Origin of the sequence: Bdellovibrio reynosensis (assembly GCF_022814725.1) — a bacterium.
Taxonomy (GTDB): Bacteria; Bdellovibrionota; Bdellovibrionia; order Bdellovibrionales; family Bdellovibrionaceae; genus Bdellovibrio; species Bdellovibrio reynosensis.
Window position 1 is genome coordinate 2050568 of record NZ_CP093442.1, and the last position, 15812, is coordinate 2066379.

Consider the following 15812-nt stretch of genomic DNA (forward strand, 5'->3'; position numbering starts at 1 on the left):
AGATCCTTTGCACTGAATTCCTTACGGTAACTCTTGCGCCCAGGCTTCAGGTAAGATGATTTTTGCATCCTCTTCCCAAAACTCGTAAGGACCTTTTTCATTTTCAAGTCTGCGTTTTTTCTCAAACGCTACAAGCTCATCCCTTTGCACTTCACCTAAGGTGTTTTTGGGAATTTCCATAAACTCCAAGCGGCGAACTCGTTTAAAAGGAGAAAGTCTCGTGCGCACAAAATTCATAATATCTAAAGCCATTTCTTTTGTTGGTTCAGCACCTTTCACTAAGGCGACGACTGCCTTAGGCACTACTTCCCGTATAGGATCAGGACTTGGAATAACCACAGCCTCACGCACAGAAGGAAATTCTTTTAGAACACTTTCAATTTCGTTCGGACTGATGCGGTAGTCAGAGGATTTAAACACTCCATCAAGGCGTTTTTCATAAGTGAAATTTCCGTCTTCATCACGGTAAGCAACATCACCAGTGCGTAAATATCCTGTGCCAGCATCAAGGCCGGTTGCCAGTCCCCACGGATGATTTTCAATGTTAATAGCAATTTCACCTTCATCAGATGGGGCACCGGCTGAGTTTAAAAGTTCAACTTTAAATCCCGGCAAAGCCTTACCTAATGTGCCAAAACTGCTTGTTTCCCCGGGCGGAATACCAATCACCGTTGCAACTTCAGTCTGGCCGTATCCATCACGCACGAACACATCCCAAGCTTTATGAACTTTAGAGATGATCTCAGCACTCAGATTTTCCCCGGTGCTTAAGGCCTCGCGCAAATGTCCTTTATATGAAGACAGATCTTCATGAATTAATAATCTCCAAACTGTTGGCGGAGCACAGAAGGTCGTCACCTTATGCTCACTTAACGCATCCAAGACGAGTTTTGCATTAAAGCGTTCATGCTTTAAAATTAAAATCGTCGCTTCTGCATTCCATGGAGCAATAAAGTTGTTCCAATCATGCATCGCCCAGCCAGGAGAATTGATGCCCAGATGCACATCTCCGGGACGAAGACCCATCCAGAACATCGTCGACAAATGCCCAACTGGAAAACCAGCATAGGAATGTTCAACGATTCTTGGTTTCACCGAACTAGAGGAAGTAAAATATCTAAATAATGGATCCGTGGCCTTAGTTTTTACAGGCGCTTCAAAATAAGCACTTTCACGATAAAGCTCACCATACGTCGTCCAACCTGGAATTTCTCCATCAACGACAAGTGGCATAATGTCTGATCCGGCTACAGAGAATTTTTCAGTGTGTCGTTTAGTGGTAGCAATGATTTTGACTCTTTCCCGATCCAGACGATCCTTGATTTCTGATTGAGAAAGTAAAGGATTCGCAGGCACAATCACCGCACCGACTTTCATCGCAGCCAACATGATTTCCCATAAGGCCACGTCATTCTCTATTAATAAGAAGATGGAATCACCTTTTTGAACTCCATGTCTTATGAAGAAATTCGCTACACGGTTGGAACGTTCAGAAAGCTCCTCGAAAGTATATTTTTCTTGAGTACCATCAGCATGTACCAATAATAGAGCAGTATTTTTATTACCCTCTGCCATGGGGTCAAAAAAATCCAGAGCCCAATTAAAGTCATCAAGTTGAGGCCACTGGAAATGTTCATAGGCATAGGAATAATCTGCTCTGTGCAAGATTAGAAAATCCCTCGCCCGTTCAAATTCGTTGCGAAAGCTCATAGAAGACCTCCAGCGATTTACTTAAGATTAACATTCTTAACCCAGCGACGCCGATCTGTGTTTTTACATTGGACTGTGCAAAAGCAGCTAAGCGTGTTACTTATTTGCCATGGCAATATTTCGCACCGTCGCGGCCTCTTTTATTCTAGGAATCTTCATTTATGTTTCTCATCAGCTGACTGGTTACACCGATTTCAGCTGGGCGAAACGCAGTCTTTTAATTTCATTCCTAGCCCTTCTTTTCACTCTGGTAATTGGTACTTTTTTATTTTTCTGGAAAGAAAAGGATCTTGATCACAAGCCATGGCGCGACACGCTTTTAAATTTCTCACTAACGGTGATGGGTTATATAAACTTTCTGGTGACCTTGGTCTTGCTTAGGGACATCTTTGCCTTGGCTGACAATCTCTTCGGATTGTTAAACACGCAAGAGCTTTATAGCTCTACGGCGACAGGATACTTACTAGGTTTACCGGTGCTAATGCTTGCTTTGGGTAACACTGTCGTTAAAGTCGGCCCGAAACTAAAAAAAGTGCCGCTTTATTTTAAAAATCTTCCTGCAGAGTTTGATAACTTGCGCATCGTGCACATCACTGATTTGCACGTAAGCCCGAGCTTGCCTAAAAAGTTCGTAAAGAAATTAGTAAATAAAACGCTAGAGCTAAAACCCGATGTGATCGTGTTTACCGGAGACATTCTAGATAGCTTTGCAGAAAAGCATCAGGAAGAATTAAAAACCCTGGGCGGCTTGAAGGCCCCCCACGGAGTTTATTACGTGCCGGGAAATCACGAATACTATTGGGGCGCGGAAAAAGGTTTAACAGCCTTCCGCGATATTGGCTTTAATGTCTTGATCAACGAAGTCACTGCAATTCGCAAAGACGGCAAAACCCTGCAAATTGCCGGGATTCCGGATCCCGCCGCGACTCACTTTGGCCAAATGGGACCGGATTTTATAAAAGTCCAATCGCAACTAAAACCAGATGATTTTAAAATACTGCTTTCCCACCAGCCTTCACTTGCTTCGAAGTCGGCGATGATTGGAGTTGATTTACAGCTTTCAGGCCACACCCATGGAGGCCAATTCTTCCCATGGAACTGGCTGATTGTGTTCTTTGAACGCTACGCCAAAGGACTTTATCGCATTAATGGGATGCAGCTCTATGTCAATCAGGGAACTGGTTATTGGGGCCCCCGATTACGCCTGGGCACATATTGTGAATTGACCGAAATTGTTCTTCGCAAGGAATCAAAAACAGAGTAATAATCTTGAGGATGTCGCGCACTAAAGATCCTCTAAAAACCCGTCAAGCAGCCAAAAGAAAAGTCATGGACTTGGTCGCTATGCGGGACCACTCAGAAAAGGAATTGCGCAAAAAACTGCGCGAGAAATTTTCTGACGAGGATTCCTTAGACGAAATCATCGATGAAGCCATCGACTATGCCAAAGACAACAAATGGATAGGAGATCCCACCGATCTTGCCTATCGCATGGCTGATATGCTTCATCGCCGACGCAAGGGCATTCACTACATCAACAACTACTTACGCGAAAAAGGTTTGCCAGCTGTTGAAAGTGACCGTGACTTGGAGCTTGAAAAGGCTTTAGCGATTGTCAAAAATAAGTATGAAGAAGATTTTGAATACTCCCGGGAAGAAAAAGCACGCGTAGCCCGCATGCTCGCATCCCGCGGATTTGATTCCGAGACCGTGAGGAAGGTTATTTATGAAAAGCTCTGAAGTTCGCAGCAAGTTTATTGAATATTTTAAAAGAAACGGTCACACCGCCGTGGCTTCATCTTCCTTGATTCCGGAAAACGATCCGACATTGCTTTTTGCAAACGCCGGTATGAACCAATTTAAAAATACTTTCCTGGGTCTTGAAAAACGGGACTACGTTCGCGCCGTGACTGCGCAAAAGTGCGTGCGTGCTGGTGGTAAACACAATGACTTAGAAAACGTCGGTTTCACCGCTCGTCACCACACGTTCTTTGAAATGCTTGGTAACTTTTCTTTCGGTGACTATTTCAAAAAAGACGCCATCCGTTTTGCCTGGGAATTCTTAACAAAAGAATTAGCCATTCCAAAAGAAAAACTTTATGTCACAGTTCATATCTCTGACGATGAAGCAGCTGAAATCTGGCACACTCAAGAAGGCATTCCAAAAGACCGCATCTTCCGCTTTGATGCTGATAACTTCTGGAAAATGGGCGACACAGGTCCTTGCGGTCCTTGTACAGAAATTTTCTACGATCACGGTCCAAAAGCAGGAACTATCGCTGATCCTTACAAAGGCATCGCTGCCGGTGAAGACCGCTTCGTAGAAATCTGGAATCTAGTATTCATGCAGTACTTCGAAAATCCTCCAGGCACTTTGACTCCGCTTCCAAAGCCGTCGGTTGATACCGGTGGGGGTTTAGAGCGTATGGTTGCAGCCATGCAGGGGAAATTTAATAACTACGACACTGACTTATTCATGCCGTTGATTGATCGCGCTTGTAAGATCGCGAACATCGAATACGTGAACGACAAAGAAGTTTTAGCTAAAAATCCTGAACAAGCTGAAAAAACATCTGCTCTTCGCGTTCTAGCGGACCACACTCGTTCAACATCTTTCTTAATCGCTGACGGAGCTTTGCCTTCAAACGAAGGCCGTGGCTACGTTCTTCGCCGTATCATGAGACGCGCGATCCGTTACGGTCGTAAGCTTTCAACAGATAAATCCTTTATGCCAGCCATGGCTGAAGCATTAATCGAGCACATGGGCGATGTTTACCCAGAATTAAAACAGCGCCGCGAACAAATTCTTTCTACCATCCGTGACGAAGAAGAACGCTTCATCGCAACCCTTGATAAGGGAACTGCGATCTTGATGGATGAAATCAGTCGCGCAAAATCAAAGGGCGTAAAAGAACTGACTGGTGAAGTTGTATTTAAAATGTACGACACCTACGGTTTCCCAGCTGACTTAACTCGCGTCATCGCCAACGAACACGGCATTGAAGTGAACGAAGAAGCCTTTGAAAAAGAAATGGAAAACAACCGCGCCCGTTCGAAAGCATCATGGAAAGGAAAATCCATGGACGCTGATGAACAGCACTTGATTAAATTCGCAAAAGACTATGTGGCAGCAGGTAAGCAGGTTAAATTCACCGGCTACGCTGACATCGTTGGTTCTGGCCAAGTGATGAATCTATCAAACGGTCGCGAAGTCGTAGACAGCCTTAAAGAAGGCGATACTGGCGTCATGATTCTTGATCAAACCTCCTTCTATGGCGAAGGCGGCGGTCAAGTGGGTGACCATGGTTACATCACTGATGGAACTGCAAAAGCGAAAGTGGTTAACGCTACAAAGATCGATGATATCATTTTACATCACGTGCAAGTAGAACAAGGTCAGTTTAAAGTCGGCAGCAAAGTAAATACTTCTGTTGATTCGGTAGATCGCAGAAATACCATGAGCAACCATTCTGCAACTCACTTGTTACACTCTGCTTTAAGAAAGGTTTTAGGCGGCCACGTGACTCAAGCGGGTTCATTGGTGGACGCTCAGAAAACTCGTTTCGATTTCACCCACAATAAACCACTAAGCTCTGATGAAATTAAACGCATCGAAGACATGGTCAATGAACAAATCGCTTTAGGCTTAGAAGTAAAAGCTGAAATCATGAACCACAAAGAGGCAGTTTCTAAAGGTGCCATGGCTTTGTTCGGTGAAAAGTACGGCGATCAAGTGCGCGTTCTTACAATGGGTGATTTTTCTTGCGAACTTTGCGGAGGAACCCACGTGAAGAACACTTCACAAATCCGCATGTTTAAAATCGTTTCTGAAGCTGGCGTCAGTGCTGGTGTTCGTCGCCTTGAAGCGATCACTGGTGACGGCGCTGTTCGCTATGCGATGAATTCGATCAATCACTTTGACGAAGCTTTAGCAGCAGCAGGTTTACAAAAAAGCCCGCACTACCTTAAACATTTAGAAGCGACTGGCGAAACAGCGACACTGGCTTCTAAAGTTGAAGGTTTGAAAGATCAAATCAAACAACTAGAAAAAGAAATGAAGAAACTGCAAGGCGGCCAAGTAAATGCTGACGATCTTGCAGCGAAAGCCTTGACGTTTAAGACCAAAGCGGGTGCTTCGGCTAAACTAGTATTGGCAGATGTTGCTTTGGATGACCGCCAAGTATTGGCAGAAGTCACTGATCATCTTAAAAACAAAATCCAAAACGGCATCGTGGTGGTTGTTGGACAAGGTGAAGCTTCCCATCCAATCATCGTGAGCGTTTCAAAAGAGCTTTCAAGCGAAGTAAAAGCCGGTGACCTATTAAAAGAAGTCGCAGGCCTGATGGGCGGAAAAGGCGGCGGCAGACCAGACTTTGCGCAAGGTGCGGCTCCAAACCGCGCAAGCCTTCCGCAAGCCTTCGACAAAGTGAAGTCCATCGTAGGACTTCAATAAAAAAGGGAGCTTCGGCTCCTTTTTTTTTACTCTTGAAAAATTAGAAGTAAAATTGAGTTCCAGCTAGCATTGTAAACACGTGCTGTGATTTCGTGATCACGCTGAAATTCTGATTCACTCGTTCGATGGCTTTGCCTCGACCGCCAATATAATAACCACCGAAGGTATACCCGATTTTATTGTCAGCAATAAATACGGCATTCGCACTGAATCCAAGCTGATCTAAACGTTCCCCTTGGAACTGTTGTAAGTTGGGATCGGGATCAGGATAAGGTGAAAAGTTAGTGAATAGACCCGCCCGAACCTTGAACCAATCGACAATAGGCTTTTCAATCCCGATGGAAATATTCCCGACCACCTCGCGAGTGATCGCAGAACCTTTGCCACTTAAATTCAAAGATTCATGCTTAAACCCTTCATATACATCCACGTTGGTAGAAAGTAACAGGTCAGTAAAAAACACCCGAGAATAACCTAAAGAAAGTTTCGTCGGTATAAAGATCGAAGATTCTAAGTCATTTTCATTAATTTCTGTATTAGAATAAGGATTGGTCTGAGTTAGCGATTCAAAATAAGTAGCTTCAGATGATATTGGAATAGAGCGAATTCGCAGACTCACACCAAAATTTCCAAGCCCTGTTTGTTCAAAATACCCAAGTACTGGAACTATCGCATTTTCAACTAACGTTTCTTCAGAGTTAAAAAGTATCGCTTCTGTCGCATTGGGATAAGTTCTGTCTTGAACAGATCTGATAAAATTCCTGGCTGTATAATACAGAGTTAATCCCCAGCTCTGCGTGCGTGAAATGTTTTTCGCAACAACAGCGCCCACCCACAACGATTCATCGGTAAAAGCCAAGGTCGTTGTATTCGTGTCAGTTGAATTTAAGTCACCTTTGAAGGTTTCATATTCCGGAACGACAATCGATAAACCAAAAGTTAAATCGTCTTTGCGAATTAAGTTTCCAGTTGAAGCGGGTAAAGATCTAAAAAATCCAGTGCTTACCTTTAACGGGGTTTTTGTGTAATCGGATTCTCCACCATATTGGGTATCATATTTTTTATAGATTCCCACCGCCGCTGAAAAAGCAGAACCCGGCGACTGCGCTAAAGTAGCTGGATTATAAAACGCTGATGAAGATGTATCTTCAACTAAAGCGGTCCCGGCCCCACCCATGCCCGCAGCACGATCACCAAGAATAATAGAATTGTAGTTAGCGATTTGCGAAAAGCCGACTGATGAACACAAAAGTAAAAACTTAATAAGCACCATGCAAAAAAGCCTACCAGATCAAGAACCGATCAAGGAAGACAGAAATGCAAAGCGCCAAAATATAGGAATGGAATTATTGGCAATTCATTTCAGACCAGTTCGAACGCAGAAAGCTTACGTAGTTTTGAAAAACGTTTGCTAAACCACCACAAAGGTCTTTCTTGCCATTGCCGCAAGAATCTCTTTGCTCTCCAAGGTTGATGCGTTTTTCATTGGCATAAAGGGAAGCATAACCCGGCGTATATTTCATTGCACACACATCTGCCGAAGACGCTTGGACTGCACACACGCTTGAACCGGCAAGAATCGTTTGTAGTTCTTTAAGATGGCTAGAATCCAAACAACGCTTTTCAATTACGTTATTGCTGTCATCCATTAATTGAATGGTACCTGAATCAACGGATACAACCAAACGATAGGGAGTCAGCTCCGCGGCCTTTTGGGCAACAGAAGAGTCTTCTGAAATATTAGGGACTTCAATATAAGTGACCGTCTGAGATGACGACTCACCACTCTGAGTGGGAACTGAAATAGCAACCTGCGAACTAGCTTGTTCGGCACTCCCCTGCAAGGAGCTTTGACTGCAATTCTGGAATCCCAAAACGAGACACAGCATCGATACGGCTGCCAATAGTCTTTTCACATTTCCCCCTAAAAATCACGTCTCGTAATGAATAAAGGCAAGATCCGTTCCGCCCTCAGACCTTCGTAATATCGGGATAAGCTGTTAGAAACTTAACGCTGTCTTAAGTGTTTGCAGCCTCTGTCTCAGCAGGAGATACGCAGTATTTATTCACCAATTCAAATACCGTCTGTTTACGAATCGGTTTACTGCAGTGATCATTGGCACCCGCGCTTAGGCTTTTTTCGATATCTTCTAAAAAGCTATTGGCAGAGATAACCACCACGGGTGCAGCGGGACGCTCATAGATACGCTCGATATCGCGAAGCTTGCGGATCGTATCAAGGCCTGACATGCGGGGCATCTGTACGTCCATAAATACTAGATCATATTGAAACTTATGACATTTCTCTAAGCATTCAAAACCGTCGTAAGCCGAATCAGCAACAACATAGTCAAGACGCTTTAAATAGGCCTTCATCAGTGCATGATTTTCTTCCATATCATCCACAATTAGAACCCGTCGTTGTGTCACTGACTTTTTCACTTGCAAGGTGTGTGATTCAACGGGAGCAATCGGGCGCTGCACTTCCCAGGGATGAGCCACCCGACTTGACAACAAAATCGAAAAGTAAAATTTCGAACCCAGCTGCTGAACGCTTTCACAGTAAAGCTCCGCACCCATAGCTCGAACAATCTTTTGTGAAATATTTAAACCCAGACCGGTGCCACCATATCTTCTGGTAACTGACGAGTCTTCCTGACCAAATTCATCAAAGATTTTTTTAAGATTTTCTTTCGCAATCCCGACACCAGTATCTTGAATCTCAAACAAGAAATATTCCGAGCCATTCTTGCCAAGGTAAGGTTGAATGGTTAGTTCAATTTTACCTTTGTCAGTGAATTTCGCGGCATTACCTAACAGATTCATAAGCACTTGCTTTAATCTTAAAGAATCACCAATCACCCACCGATCCAACTCTGGCCCATGAATTGTAAAGGTTAAGCCTTTTCGTAAAGCGACAGGTGAAACCAAAGCGTCGACCTCTCGAACCACATCACTTAACAAAAATTCCCTTTTTTCCAGGTGCAGGTGACCTGATTCAAACTTCGACACATCAAGAACATTGTTAAGCATTCCCAGCAGGGTATCGCCGGCACTTCTTAAGGTTGTTAATAGTTCTGCCTGTTCCTCTGTCAGATCGGTTTCTTCCATAAGTTCAGCAGATCCCAACATCGCGTTGAGCGGGGTACGAATCTCGTGGCTCATGGTTGAAAGAAACAATGTTTTTGCTTTGGTCGCAGTTTCAGCGCGGTCTCTTTGCAGTTTTAGTTCTTCAAATGAAGCTTGTTCTTTACTTAAAACATAGCGACCTGTAAGCCAGATAGTCAGACTTAAAAGTCCATAAGCCGCAAGCGCTACAAAACCTAAAACGAAAAGGCGCCAGTAAAGGCCCTCATAGGCTTCGCTCTTTTCTTGATACATCACTAAATTCCAAGGACGGTTTTTGATCGCCGTTGCGTAAGTTAAATAAGTTTTTCCGTCAACGCCGGCAAATTCTTGAAGCTTTTTATTTTGAACAGAGAAAACCAAGTTCGAAGTTTTCGGAAGCCTTTGGTAAGCTTGATAATTTGCAATTGCGGAATATGAAAACCCCAAAAGCGGCAGATTCTTGGTCGCCAACGGCAAAATGGGACGACCTTTATTATCTACGATCAGAATTCCACCCGTTGCTCCCCACTTAAAATCACTCAATCGTCGAGGAATATCCGTAACAAGATTATCAATACCAACAACAGCTTCTAACTTTCCTTTGTTAAAAAGCCCAACCGTCGTGCTGTACATAAGCTTTTCTGTATAATCTTTATCGAAGTAAAAATCGGTAAAGTTCACGCCAGGCTTATTCACATTGCCCCACCACCATTGCATTTCGGGCACTTCAGGACTTTTTTCAAATCCTGTATCAAGAAATTCTTTGGTGATAATTCCTGTATTATCGCTATTGCGCTTCACCGTGAAAACATAAGCTGGATGACCGAAATATTTCTGCGCCTTATCGCCAACGAAGGCGAAAAAAGCGTTATAGTGATTGGGATGATCAGCAAAACTTTGCGCTGCGACTTCCATGAACTTTTGTTGGCGCTGATTCTTTTTCGGAATGACATCAAAGAACTCGACGATATTTTTTAGGCGATTGACGTCATCTTCTAAAAATTTAACTTCCGCATTTAGCAAATCAGCTTCACGGATAAGAATCGGCTCTATACGTTCGCTGATGTTCTGTCTTTCAGAAACGAAAAGATGAACCCCATACACGACCATGACCAATAATAAGGTGAAAGTGGTGACAGCATGATTCAAAAAAAAGATATGTATCAGCTTAAGCTTTTTAATCATGATCTATCCAAAAACGTGTCCTACAGCGATCATCCCTTAAGCATAGGCAATTCCACGGCTATATGTCTAATTCTTTCAGACTCAGTGCAACTATTGCATCGCATTTGATTTGCAACGCCAATTGCCCTGAAATAGCCTTCCTGTGCGAAATACACCTGGGAGGGTAAAAATGAAAAAACTAATCGCAGCAGCTTTGGTTCTTATCGGTTCTTCTGCAATGGCAGACACAACTCTTTTCAACTGTGTTGTTCCATCGAACACAAACTCTGTAACTCTAACTGTAACCAAAGCTGATGATACATCTGTAGACTACATCATCGCTTCTTTAAGCGAAAAAAGCGGTGGCTCTGATTTCTTCGCACAAATGGATCCAGGGACTGTAGACGCTCAATTGGCTAACGGTTTCTTGCAAATGATGGCTTTGACAGATCATTCTGCTCAAGATCCAAATGACGGTGTTATCACTAACACTGGTTTCCTAACTTTGAACGCTGAAAAAGATGGTTCTTTCCAAGGCATCTTGTTCGCTAAAGGAAACATCTATCCTTTGTACTGCACTAAGTAGTTATTGTTTTCTGATAGATAGGATGCCTATCGGTATCCTAAAAATAAAAAAGGCTCCTTAGAGGAGCCTTTTTTTATCGCCCAACCAGGTCGCTGGATTTCAAACATCGCACTTCACAGTTTTCATCTAAGAAAACCTTTGTTCCCGGGACACAAGTCAAATATAGCGCGCGAATCAAAAGCAACGCTTCTTCATCAGTTGCCTTCATCTTGCACTCAGACTCTAGCACTTCTTGAATCGTTCCCGTCTTTCCCGAATTGCCGGTGGCACCAGCATTAGATTTTATGGCAACAATTAGCAACATACAGACGATAATGCCAAATCTCATTCGTTCCCCCTATAATGGGTCTAACACCAGCATGAAATGCGAGCAATAAAAGTAGAATTACATTTTTGCGGAAAAACTAAACACAACTTTTGTACTGCGCTTTTGACAAAATATTATCGAGAGGTTCGTAAAGAGAGTTATGGAACAGGAGAGTTCGAGAGAAAAATAACCAAAAAAAAAGGGAACTTTGCAGTTCCCTTTTCTTGTTCCACCTTCGCCAAGGCTTCGGCGGACAAGCCGCCAAAGTTGGTATGAAGTACCAAGCGAATTAACGCTTAGAGTATTGGAATCTACGACGAGCGCCGGCTTTACCGTATTTTTTACGCTCAACCATACGAGGATCACGTGTAACGAATCCAGCTTTCTTAAGAGTTCCTTTGAACTCAGCATTGAAAGCGATCAACGCGCGAGTGATACCCAAACGGATTGCACCAGCTTGTCCAGACTCACCACCACCAGAAACAGTGATTTTAGCGTCGAACTTGCCAAGTTGGCCCAATAGATCAAGAGGCTGTACGATCACCATGCGTGATTGCATACGGCTCAAGTAATCATCAGATTTTTTTCCGTTGATTGTGATAGTGCCTTTACCAGGCTTCAAGAAAACGCGCGCAGAGCTCGTTTTTCTTCTTCCAGTTGCATAATAGAATTTATCTGCTGCTGCCATGTTTATCTCCTATTACTTCTTAGAAGGAAGTGTGTAAAGAGCTGGCTTTTGAGCAGCATGAGGATGCTCAGCACCAGGGTAAGTTTTCATTTTCATGATGATTTGACGAGAAAGCTTGTTTGTTGGAAGCATTCCGCGAACAGCTTCGTGCATAATGAAAGTAGAATCTTTCTGTTTTGCTTGAGCTGCTGTCATCTCTTTCAAAGAACCGAAGAAACGAGAGTGACGGAAATATTTTTTGTCATCCCATTTAGTTCCAGAAAGCTCCATCTTGTCCGTGTTGATAACAACTACGAAGTCGCCAGTATCAACGTTAGGAGTGTAGATAGCTTTGTTTTTTCCACGAAGGATTGTTGCGATAGTAGTCGCTACACGACCGACCTTTTGGTCAGCGGCATCAACGATCCACCATTTTCTTTCAACTTCTTCTGCTTTTGCATTGAAAGTTTTCATTTTGGGTTCTCCAGTTTCATTGTGAACGTGTAGTTTTACCGTCTGCACGCTCGGCAAAAATATGTTTGAGTTTAACAACGGGCTCTTACACTATTTTGCGGGAAGGGATGTTTTAGAGTTCTCTACACCCAATGTCAAGGTCCTGACCGGGAATAATACCTTTTCGCAAAACCCTCCTGACCGGCGCTAATTTTTTCAAAACTCCCCCAAAAAACCATAAGCTCTCAGGAAAAACTTGAGTTAGTTTAGGATACGCATTAATACATCGCATCAATTTCAAGGAGCCGTAATGAATAAAAAAATCCTTCCATTGGTTGCCCTGTTACTTTTGCTGTCGAATTCTTCTTACTCCCAAAATTCTGCTTTGAACCCTTTAGGGAACTCCGAACCATCCTATGGATCTCTTCCAGTTGAAATGGAAAACTTTCAGTGGGGCCTACCAGGAAAATATTTGCGGGGGCAAATTTTTGATGGTGCCAACTATCCTCAAAGAACAGTGGGACATCTTACGACTGATAATGGCAACTGCTCTGCAACGCTCATCGGGCCAAAACAGGTGCTGACCGCGGCTCATTGCGTATTTGATGATGACAATCGGACCTGGGCTACAAACATTCAGTTCTTTCCAGGCCGAATGGGAAATCGAAACCTGCCCTATAATCCTGTGGGTTGGAAAACAATCTACATCCCTAGGGAATATTATAACCTTAGAAAAGACTATAGCTTTGATTATGCCGTAATAATTCTAGAAGTCGCTGTTGGAGACGAAGTAGGCTGGTCGGGATTTGATGTTCACACCACCATGAAGGATCACAATGTAACCCTAGTTGGTTATCCGTCAGACAAAGAATTTGGGACCATGTGGAAAGTAACATGCCCAGCTGAAATCGCCGGTACCCAATGGAAATTCTACTGCGACACATGGCCAGGCATGTCAGGAAGTGGCATCAAGGGGATTAGAGCAAGCGATGGCAAAGAAGTTATCTACGGTATTTATGACTGGGGAACCAAAATAAAAGCAGGAAACTGGGACCCGAATGGTGGAGTGATAATCGACCAAGATGTTTATAATCGAATTTTGTCCTGGAAAAATGAGTTGCCAAAAACTTTTGAGACAGCATCGACCGAAAGTAAGGAAACTGTTGTAAATTTTTATGCTCGGAACAGCTGTTACCAAGAAGTTAATACTTGGACGTATTTTCAAACTAAACAGAATCTTTCTGTTCAAAGTGATTCTTGGAAACCAATTCAACCCGGTGAAACACGACTGCTTGCGGTTGTTGACGCGAATTCTGAGCTACATACTTTTGCAAAAGGCAGAACACTTTCGTGGACCGGTCAAAAGCAGATGCGAGCCGGAGACCAATATTATAACTTCAAAACTTATACTTTTACCGGAAGAGACGTTATCAAGAGAGTTTATACGCGAAATTTGACTTGCAATAGCCATTAATTTGGAAACAGTTCAACACACTGATTGTTAAGCTCTTCAGGGTAATAAACCTTCATCAGGTAAAGCCCTTGAGCCGGGGCTGGGGGACCAGCCTTCTTGCGATCTTGGGCAGCGATAATTTTAGCCATTTCTTCTGGGGAGTGGCCTTTTTTTTCAATCATCAAAGCAGTGCCAACGATGTTTCGCACCATTTGTTTTAAAAACCCACTTCCCGTCACAGTAAACTGAAATACGCCTGGCTTTCTTAAGGCCCATTCAGCCTGATAAATTTCGCGGATGGTGTCCTTAACCGGAGTCCCGACGGACTGAAAGCTTTTGAAATCATGTTCACCAATCAGAAACTTAGAACTTTCCTGCAAGTGGGAAAGCTCAATAGGTTTTCTTTCCCAAGCCGCATAACGGTTCATATGGGCGCTGGGGCGAGGTTGATTGATTAGCAAATAACGATATGTCTTGTGAGTCGCTGACAAAGTCGCATGGAACTCTTCAGGAGCGATCCAAGCTTTTTTCACTACTATGGAGGCCGGCAACTGAGAGTTCAAAGCCCAGGCAAAATCCCATTTTTTAGCCGGATCTAACTTTCTTGAAGTAGTAAAGTGGCAGACCTGATTTAAAGCGTGCACGCCCGCGTCGGTTCTGCCCGACGCAAACAAAACGATCTTTTCAGCGAAGACTTTCTGTAAAGCTTCTTCGATAACTTGAGCTACAGAGATTTGGTCTTCGGGTTTTTGTTTCTGCCAACCGCAGAAGCCGGTTCCATCATAGGCGACCGTGAAGCGCACTTTTGTATTCATGCCCCTTGTTTAACACACACCTAAAATGAGCGCATCTATAGATTCATTCCTTGAAGGGACCAGGAAAAACCTTCTTGGTAATAAAACTGACTGGTGCATCCAAACTTCGCAACAAACCCGACTGAGACTCGACTTCAAAGTTTCTGATTTTACTCACTCGCCTAGGTTCCCTGAATACTTTGCCGGAATATACTGAGCGCAGGTTTTTCCAAGGAGGACATATGAAAAAACTGATTCTTTCACTGATGATCATGTTCAGTTCAAGTATGGCTTTTGCGGGCTGGGGAGCCATCGCCTATGATACGGTTACAGGCCGCTACGGATATTCATACGGATGGTCTACCCGTGCCCAGGCTGAAAGCACCGCGCTTTCTTATTGTGCTGCCACCTACTGCCAACTGCGTGTAGTCGGCTACAATAACTACATTGCCCTGGCGGTAAGCAAAACATATCGAACAGTTTGGGGAGTAGGCTACTCTACCAACCGGTATGAAGCTTTGTACTGGTCAATGTACTATTGTAACTCTGGTACGACTTCTTGCCGAGTTCTGGTCAACGTAAGAACAAATTAAAAAAAATTTTTAATTCAGGAGTGACCTGGAGACTAAAACTCGCCAGGCGCTTCTGAATAAATCAGGTTTAATTTTACATTGTTACCCGAGAGTAATCAGAGTCGTTTTTATCACACACATTTGTTCCGTCAAAGCCGCTGGCAACTGCGGTGTCAATCTTCTTTACATATTCAATTTTCACGGTCTATTGACGAATTTTGTCTTTAGCCGTATTTCTCTGCCCCATAAAAAATAAATAATAACAGGAGAAAAATAATGAAAGCTCTTTTCGCTGCATTAATGATGGTTTCTACAACTGCAATGGCTAACTCTGACCTAGTTTCTACTCGTCCAGACTTCGACCGTATCGACATCGAAATCCTTAGCTACTGTGATGGCGATGTAAAAATCAACAGAGTGAACCACACTTCTGAAGACTGCGCTGCTCAAGGTTTGGTTTGCCAACAATTCCCAGCTCACCAACGTCATAACAGAATCACTCATTTCGCAGGTTGCGTAGCTAAGTAGTATGCCTGCACTTCGAC

Annotated in this window: 15 protein-coding genes; 7 read left to right on the forward strand and 8 right to left on the reverse strand. The window is 43.5% G+C overall.

The window, feature by feature from the left end:
• Positions 1-21 precede the first annotated feature (21 nt).
• Positions 22-1710 carry an AMP-binding protein gene (locus tag MNR06_RS09615; protein WP_243535458.1) on the reverse strand — a complete coding sequence of 563 codons (1689 nt, stop codon included), beginning with the start codon at positions 1708-1710 and terminating at the stop codon, positions 22-24.
• Positions 1711-1819: 109 nt separating this feature from the next.
• On the opposite strand from MNR06_RS09615, the gene MNR06_RS09620 reads away from it, so the two are divergent.
• From MNR06_RS09620 to alaS, 3 genes are read left to right on the forward strand one after another with little or no spacing between them, the layout of a single operon-like run.
• On the forward strand, positions 1820-2974 hold the full coding sequence (locus tag MNR06_RS09620; RefSeq protein ID WP_243535459.1) for a metallophosphoesterase: 1155 nt from the start codon (positions 1820-1822) through the stop codon (positions 2972-2974).
• Positions 2975-2985: 11 nt separating this feature from the next.
• The gene (locus MNR06_RS09625) at positions 2986-3450 is read left to right on the forward strand and encodes a regulatory protein RecX (protein WP_243535461.1); all 465 of its coding nucleotides are present in this window, start codon (positions 2986-2988) and stop codon (positions 3448-3450) included.
• The gene (alaS, locus tag MNR06_RS09630) at positions 3437-6163 is read left to right on the forward strand and encodes an alanine--tRNA ligase (RefSeq protein ID WP_243535462.1); all 2727 of its coding nucleotides are present in this window, start codon (positions 3437-3439) and stop codon (positions 6161-6163) included. Before MNR06_RS09625 ends, alaS begins: the two co-directional genes overlap by 14 nt.
• A gap of 40 nt (positions 6164-6203) precedes the next feature.
• On the opposite strand, the gene MNR06_RS09635 is transcribed toward alaS, so the two are convergent.
• The 3 genes from MNR06_RS09635 to MNR06_RS09645 all read right to left on the reverse strand — a co-directional run bounded on the left by MNR06_RS09635 (position 6204) and on the right by MNR06_RS09645 (position 10456).
• Positions 6204-7436, reverse strand: coding sequence for a hypothetical protein (locus MNR06_RS09635; RefSeq protein WP_243535464.1), 1233 nt, complete (start codon positions 7434-7436; stop codon positions 6204-6206).
• Between the two features lie 73 nt (positions 7437-7509).
• Positions 7510-8079: a hypothetical protein gene (locus MNR06_RS09640; protein ID WP_243535466.1), complete on the reverse strand. Its 570-nt coding sequence runs from the start codon at positions 8077-8079 to the stop codon at positions 7510-7512.
• Between the two features lie 103 nt (positions 8080-8182).
• Complete coding sequence (locus tag MNR06_RS09645) at positions 8183-10456, reverse strand: response regulator (protein WP_243535468.1); 2274 nt, start codon at positions 10454-10456, stop codon at positions 8183-8185.
• Between the two features lie 169 nt (positions 10457-10625).
• Between MNR06_RS09645 and MNR06_RS09650 the strand changes: the two genes are divergently transcribed.
• Positions 10626-11021 carry a hypothetical protein gene (locus MNR06_RS09650; protein WP_243535470.1) on the forward strand — a complete coding sequence of 132 codons (396 nt, stop codon included), beginning with the start codon at positions 10626-10628 and terminating at the stop codon, positions 11019-11021.
• Between the two features lie 73 nt (positions 11022-11094).
• Here the strand turns inward: MNR06_RS09650 and MNR06_RS09655 are convergent, their stop codons facing one another.
• The 3 genes from MNR06_RS09655 to rplM form a co-directional block, all read right to left on the reverse strand.
• Positions 11095-11349: a hypothetical protein gene (locus tag MNR06_RS09655; RefSeq protein ID WP_243535472.1), complete on the reverse strand. Its 255-nt coding sequence runs from the start codon at positions 11347-11349 to the stop codon at positions 11095-11097.
• A gap of 268 nt (positions 11350-11617) precedes the next feature.
• Positions 11618-12016 (reverse strand): 30S ribosomal protein S9, encoded by a 399-nt coding sequence (gene rpsI / locus MNR06_RS09660; RefSeq protein ID WP_243535474.1) that lies wholly within the window; start codon positions 12014-12016, stop codon positions 11618-11620.
• A gap of 12 nt (positions 12017-12028) precedes the next feature.
• On the reverse strand, positions 12029-12469 hold the full coding sequence (rplM, locus tag MNR06_RS09665; RefSeq protein WP_243535476.1) for a 50S ribosomal protein L13: 441 nt from the start codon (positions 12467-12469) through the stop codon (positions 12029-12031).
• Positions 12470-12758: 289 nt separating this feature from the next.
• On the opposite strand from rplM, the gene MNR06_RS09670 reads away from it, so the two are divergent.
• Entirely contained in the window at positions 12759-13922 is a 1164-nt protein-coding gene (locus tag MNR06_RS09670; protein ID WP_243535478.1) for a trypsin-like serine peptidase, read from the forward strand.
• Here MNR06_RS09670 and truA read toward each other — a convergent pair.
• Positions 13919-14716: a tRNA pseudouridine(38-40) synthase TruA gene (gene truA / locus MNR06_RS09675; protein ID WP_243535480.1), complete on the reverse strand. Its 798-nt coding sequence runs from the start codon at positions 14714-14716 to the stop codon at positions 13919-13921. The genes MNR06_RS09670 and truA overlap by 4 nt on opposite strands.
• A gap of 221 nt (positions 14717-14937) precedes the next feature.
• On the opposite strand from truA, the gene MNR06_RS09680 reads away from it, so the two are divergent.
• Both MNR06_RS09680 and MNR06_RS09685 read left to right on the forward strand, forming a co-directional pair.
• Positions 14938-15288, forward strand: a complete 351-nt coding sequence (locus MNR06_RS09680; RefSeq protein WP_243535482.1) for a DUF4189 domain-containing protein — start codon at positions 14938-14940, stop codon at positions 15286-15288.
• Positions 15289-15543: 255 nt separating this feature from the next.
• Positions 15544-15795 (forward strand): hypothetical protein, encoded by a 252-nt coding sequence (locus tag MNR06_RS09685; RefSeq protein ID WP_243535484.1) that lies wholly within the window; start codon positions 15544-15546, stop codon positions 15793-15795.
• The last annotated feature ends 17 nt before the right edge of the window (positions 15796-15812 follow it).